Origin of the sequence: Trebonia sp., assembly GCF_049794275.1 — a bacterium.
Classification (GTDB): domain Bacteria; phylum Actinomycetota; class Actinomycetes; order Streptosporangiales; family Streptosporangiaceae; genus Trebonia.
In genome coordinates, this window is the sequence record NZ_JBARCR010001142.1 from 1 (window position 1) to 5,227 (window position 5,227).

At 69.6% G+C, this 5,227-nt stretch carries 4 protein-coding genes; all 4 read left to right on the forward strand.

What is annotated here, in order from left to right:
- Nucleotides 1-3,444: multifunctional oxoglutarate decarboxylase/oxoglutarate dehydrogenase thiamine pyrophosphate-binding subunit/dihydrolipoyllysine-residue succinyltransferase subunit (locus tag WA805_RS28285; RefSeq protein WP_425243850.1), on the forward strand; the 3,444-nt coding region annotated here is incomplete at its 5' end.
- A gap of 2 nt (nucleotides 3,445-3,446) precedes the next feature.
- The gene (locus WA805_RS28290; RefSeq protein ID WP_422279574.1) at nucleotides 3,447-3,653 is read left to right on the forward strand and encodes a DUF6104 family protein; all 207 of its coding nucleotides are present in this window, start codon (nucleotides 3,447-3,449) and stop codon (nucleotides 3,651-3,653) included.
- A 130-nt stretch (nucleotides 3,654-3,783) separates the two neighbouring features.
- Nucleotides 3,784-4,647 (forward strand): DUF4097 family beta strand repeat-containing protein, encoded by an 864-nt coding sequence (locus WA805_RS28295; protein ID WP_422279576.1) that lies wholly within the window; start codon nucleotides 3,784-3,786, stop codon nucleotides 4,645-4,647.
- Nucleotides 4,644-5,227: helix-turn-helix transcriptional regulator (locus WA805_RS28300; RefSeq protein WP_425243851.1), on the forward strand; the 584-nt coding region annotated here is incomplete at its 3' end. The genes WA805_RS28295 and WA805_RS28300, both read left to right, overlap by 4 nt.

The window sequence follows — 5,227 nt, forward strand, 5'->3', positions numbered from 1 at the left end:
TCGAGCGCCCCCGCCGCGCCGCCCGCGAGCACGCCAAGCACGCCAAGCAAGCCGAGCCAGCCTGCGGTCGCGCCGCCCCCTTCCGACGCCGACCTCAGCAGGCTGCGCGGTGCCGCCGCCCGCACCGCCCAGAACATGGCGGCCAGCCTCTCGGTCCCCACCGCCACCTCGGTGCGAGCGGTGCCGGCCAAGCTGCTCATCGACAACCGCATCGTCGTCAACAACCACCTGCAGCGCGGCAGGGGCGGGAAGGTCTCCTTCACCCACCTGATCGGCTACGCCGTCGTCCAGGCACTCAAGGCGAACCCGGAGATGAACGCCGCGTACGCCGAGGAAGACGGCAAGCCGGTCCTCGCCGCGCCGCACCACGTCAACCTCGGCCTGGCGATCGACCTGCAGGCGAAGGACGGCTCGCGGCAGCTCCTGGTGCCGAACATCAAGGGCGCCGACGAGATGGACTTCCGCCAGTTCTGGACGGCGTACGAGGACCTGGTCCGCAAGGCCCGCAGCGGCAAGCTCGCCGTCGCGGACTTCCAGGGCACCACGATCAGCCTGACCAACCCGGGCACCATCGGCACCGAGCACTCAGTGCCGCGGCTCATGCCCGGGCAGGGCTGCATCGTCGGCGTCGGCGCCATGGAGTACCCCGCCGCCTACCAGGGCGCGAGTGAGCAGACCATGGCCAGGCTGGCGATCAGCAAGACGGTCACGCTGACGTCCACCTACGACCACCGGATCATCCAAGGCGCCCAGTCCGGCGATTTCCTTCGCAGGATCCACCAGCTGCTGCTCGGCGAGGACGACTTCTACGACGACATCTTCGCGAGCCTGCGCATCCCTTACGAGCCGGTGCGCTGGGTCAAGGACTTCCCCTACGGGCACGAGGACGACGTCACGCGCTCGGCCCGCGTGCAGGAGCTGATCCACGCCTACCGGGTCCGCGGCCACCTGATGGCCGACACCAACCCGCTGGAGATCGTCCAGCGCAGGCACCCGGACCTGGACATCAACCAGCACGGCCTGACGCTGTGGGACCTGGAGCGCGAGTTCGCCACCGGCGGGTTCGGCGGCAAGCCGCTGATGCGGCTGCGCGAAATCCTCGGCGTGCTGCGGGACTCCTACTGCCGGACGGTCGGCATCGAGTACATGCACATCCAGGATCCCGACGAGCGCAAGTGGATCCAGGCGCATATCGAGGTGCCGCATGAGAGGCCCGGGCACGACGAGCAGATCCGCATCCTGTCCCGGCTGAACGTGGCCGAGGCGTTCGAGAACTTCCTGCAGACCAAGTTCGTCGGCCAGCGCCGGTTCTCCCTGGAGGGCGCCGAGTCGCTGATCCCGCTGATCGACGCGGTGATCAGCGAAGCGGCGGAGCAGCGCCTCGACGAGGCCGTCCTCGGCATGGCCCACCGCGGCCGGCTGAACGTGCTCGCCAACATCGTCGGCAAGTCTTACGGGCAGATCTTCAAGGAGTTCGAGGGCAACCTCGACCCCAAGTCCACCCAGGGCTCCGGCGACGTGAAGTACCACCTGGGCGCGGAGGGCACGTTCACCGCCGTCACCGGCAGCAAGATCCGCACGTCGCTGGTCGCCAACCCCAGCCACCTGGAGGCGGGCGACCCGGTGATGGAGGGCGTGGTCCGCGCCAAGCAGGACGTCCTCGACAAGGGCGAGCCCGGCTTCACGGTGCTGCCGGTGCTCGTGCACGGTGACGCGGCGTTCGCGGGCCAGGGCGTGGTCGCCGAGACCCTCAACCTCAGCCAGCTGCGCGGCTACCGCACCGGCGGCACCGTGCACATCGTGGTGAACAACCAGGTCGGCTTCACGACCGCGCCGCAGTACTCGCGGTCCAGCGTCTACGCCACCGACGTGGCGCGGATGATCCAGGCACCGATCTTCCACGTCAACGGGGACGACCCGGAGGCGGTGGTGCGGGTCGGCCGGCTCGCCTACGTGTACCGGCAGACCTTCCGCAAGGACGTCGTGATCGACATGGTCTGCTACCGCCGCCGCGGGCACAACGAGGCCGACAACCCGAGCTTCACCCAGCCGCTGATGTACGACCTGATCGAGGCGAAGCGCTCGGTGCGCAAGCTCTACACCGAGTCGCTGATCGCCCGCGGTGACATCACGATGGAGGAGGCCGAGGCGGCGCTCCGCCACTACCAGCAGCAGCTCGAGCGCGCGTTCACGGAGACCCGCGAGGCAAACGAGCTCCCGCCGCAGCCCGGCACCGTGCTGCCGCGCGAGCAGGAGGAGCGCCCGGTCAACCACCGGGCGGTGCCGACCGCGATCACCGGCGACGCGGTCAAGCAGGTCATCGAGACCCAGCTGACCGTGCCGGACGGCTTCACCGTGCACCCGCGGCTGAAGCCGCAACTGGAACGCCGCGCCGCGATGGTCACCGACGACAGCATCGACTGGGCCACCGGCGAGCTGCTCGCCTTCGGCTCGCTGCTCCAGGACGGCCGCCCGGTGCGGCTGGTCGGCCAGGACAGCAGGCGCGGCACGTTCGGCCAGCGGCACGCGGTGCTCGTCGACCGGCGCACCGGCGAGGAGTACACCCCGCTCAAGAAGCTGGACAACGGCCAGGCGCGGTTCCTCGTCTACGACTCGCTGCTGTCTGAGTTCGCCGCGATGGGCTTCGAGTACGGCTACTCCGTGGCCCGCCCTGAGGCGCTCGTGCTGTGGGAGGCGCAGTTCGGCGACTTCATGAACGGCGCGCAGACCATCATCGACGAGTTCATCAGCTCCGGAGAGCAGAAGTGGGGCCAGCGGTCCGGCGTCGTGCTGCTGCTGCCGCACGGCTACGAAGGCCAGGGCCCGGACCACTCCTCCGCCCGGGTGGAGCGGTTCCTGTCCCTGTGCGCCGAGGACAACATGACGGTCGCGATGCCGTCCACCCCGGCCAGCTACTTCCACCTGCTGCGCTGGCAGGCGCTCTCCGGCCGGCACAAGCCGCTGATCGTGTTCACGCCGAAGTCGATGCTGCGGCTGAAGGCGGCGACCTCCGCGGTCACCGACTTCACGTCCGGCTCGTTCGAGCCGCTGATCGGCGAGCCGCCGGAGTTCGACGGCAGTGGGGTGCGCCGCGTGGTGCTGTGCACCGGCAAGGTGTACTACGACCTGGCCGACCGCCGTTCGAAGGTCAACGCGACCAGCACCGCGATCGTCCGCTTCGAGCGGCTCTACCCGATCCCGCACGACGAGCTGCGCGCCGAACTGTCCCGGTACCCGGCCGATGCCGAACTGGTCTGGGTGCAGGAGGAGCCGTCGAACATGGGCGCCTGGCCGCGGATGGCGCTGCGGCTGCCTGAGCTGCTCGGCCGGCCGCTGTCCGTGATCTCGCTGCCCGCGAGCTCGGCGCCCGCGGCTGGCTCGGCCAAGGTGCACGCGGCCTCGCACCGCGAGCTGATCGAAACGGCTATCCCGGCGGAGGGCTAGCGATGTACTTCACCGACGCCGGAATCGAGGAACTCGACGACCGTCGCGGCGACGAGCGGGTCAGCATGACCTGGCTCGCCGAGCGGCTCCGGGATTTCGTGGACCTCAATCCGGAGTTCGAGACGGCGGTGGACCGGCTCGCGTCCTGGCTGGCGCGGCTGGATGCCGACTCCGAGCCGGACGACGACGACTCCGCAGGCGAGGAATAAGAGCAAATCCCTTATCCAGAACGGCCTCGTGGCGCCTCCCAGGCGTTTCGCAAACGCGATACATCTTGACTTCCCGGGTCTGCGACATATCGTATGGGGGAGACAGTGGTAGCGCCTGGGAGGATGTGTCATGCCGCACTGGACCGTTGACGCGCCGGCGAGTCTCGACTTCGACGCGGTGACCGCGCTGCGGGTGCGGCTGATCGCCGGGTCGGTCGCGGTGATGGCTACCGGCGACAGGCCGTCGGTAGTGGTCAGCGAAATCAGCGGCCGGCCGCTGCAGATCGGCCAGGAAGACAACGGCACGCTGACGATCGCGTACGACTACGAGAAGCTCTCCTGGGAGCGGCTGCTCGACTGGCTCAATCCGCTGCACGACACCGCGGCGGTCACCGTGACGGTGCCGGCCGACTGCCCGGTCCAGCTGGGCGTGGTCAGCGCCTCGGCGGTCGTCTGCGGGCTCAGCGCCGGCGCGTCGGTCAAGGGCGTGTCCGGCGAGATCACGCTCGACGGCGTGACGGGCGATGTGCAGGCCGAAACCGTATCGGGCGCGCTGGAAGGCCGGGACGTGGACGGCGCGGTCCGCTTCAAGTCCGTGTCAGGCGGCCTGACGCTGGCCGACGGGGCGCTCGCCCTGCTCGAGGCGGAGAACGTGAGCGGGCAGATCTCCGCCGACGTCACGCTGGCAGACAATGGCGACGTGCGGATCGGCACGGTCTCCGGTGCCGTCACAGTGCGCCTGCCCGCGGACAGCGACGCCGCGGTCCGGCTGCGCTCCACCGGGGGGAACGTTCGCAGCGAATTCGATTCATTGCGCGCCGCCACACCGTATTGGTCACATACCGTAAGCGGTAACGTAGGCGACGGATCAGGAAGCGTATCTGTAACCAGCGTGTCAGGCGCTGTCACGCTGCTGCGGCGCTCTCAGCGCCGTACTACTCCGCGCACGGAGACACCTCGCGCGGAGGCGGAAATGGAAAGCGAGACCCAATGAGCCCGGTATTCCGTCATGGACGGCTGCGGCTGTACCTGCTGCGACTGCTGGACGAGGAGCCGAGGCACGGCTACGAGGTCATCCGGCTGCTGCGCGACCGGTTCATGGGCGTCTACGCCCCGTCGCCCGGCACGATCTACCCCAGGCTGGCGAGGCTGGAAGAAGAAGGCCTGGTCACCCACGACGAAGAGAACGGCCGCAAGGTCTACCGGATCACCGAGGCGGGGCGCGAGGAGCTGCGCAACCGCGGCGACGAGCTCGACGAGCTCGAGGAGGAGCTGTCGGCGTCGGTCAGCGACATCGTCCGCGAGGTGCGCGAGGACGTCAGGGAAACGGTCCGCAACCTGCGGGAGGAGCTGACCTGGGCCGCCAGGGAGGTGCGCCGCACCGAGCGGGAATCTCGCGAGGACGAGGCCGCCAGCGGCCGCGAGGAGGCCAGGGATGCCGGCCGCGAGCAGGCGAGGCAGGCCAAGGAGGCCGCGTGGGTGCAGGCCCGGCAGGTCCGCGACGCGGCGCGGCAAGCGCGCGACCAGGCAAAGCAGGCGCGCGACGAGGCGCGCAACCGTGCCCAGTGGCTGCG

Excerpts from the sequence above, each read along its gene's own strand:
- WA805_RS28290 (WP_422279574.1), top strand. The coding sequence starts at position 3,447 with ATGTACTTCACCGACGCCGGAATCGAGGAACTCGACGACCGTCGCGGC.
- WA805_RS28295 (WP_422279576.1), top strand. The coding sequence starts at position 3,784 with ATGCCGCACTGGACCGTTGACGCGCCGGCGAGTCTCGACTTCGACGCG.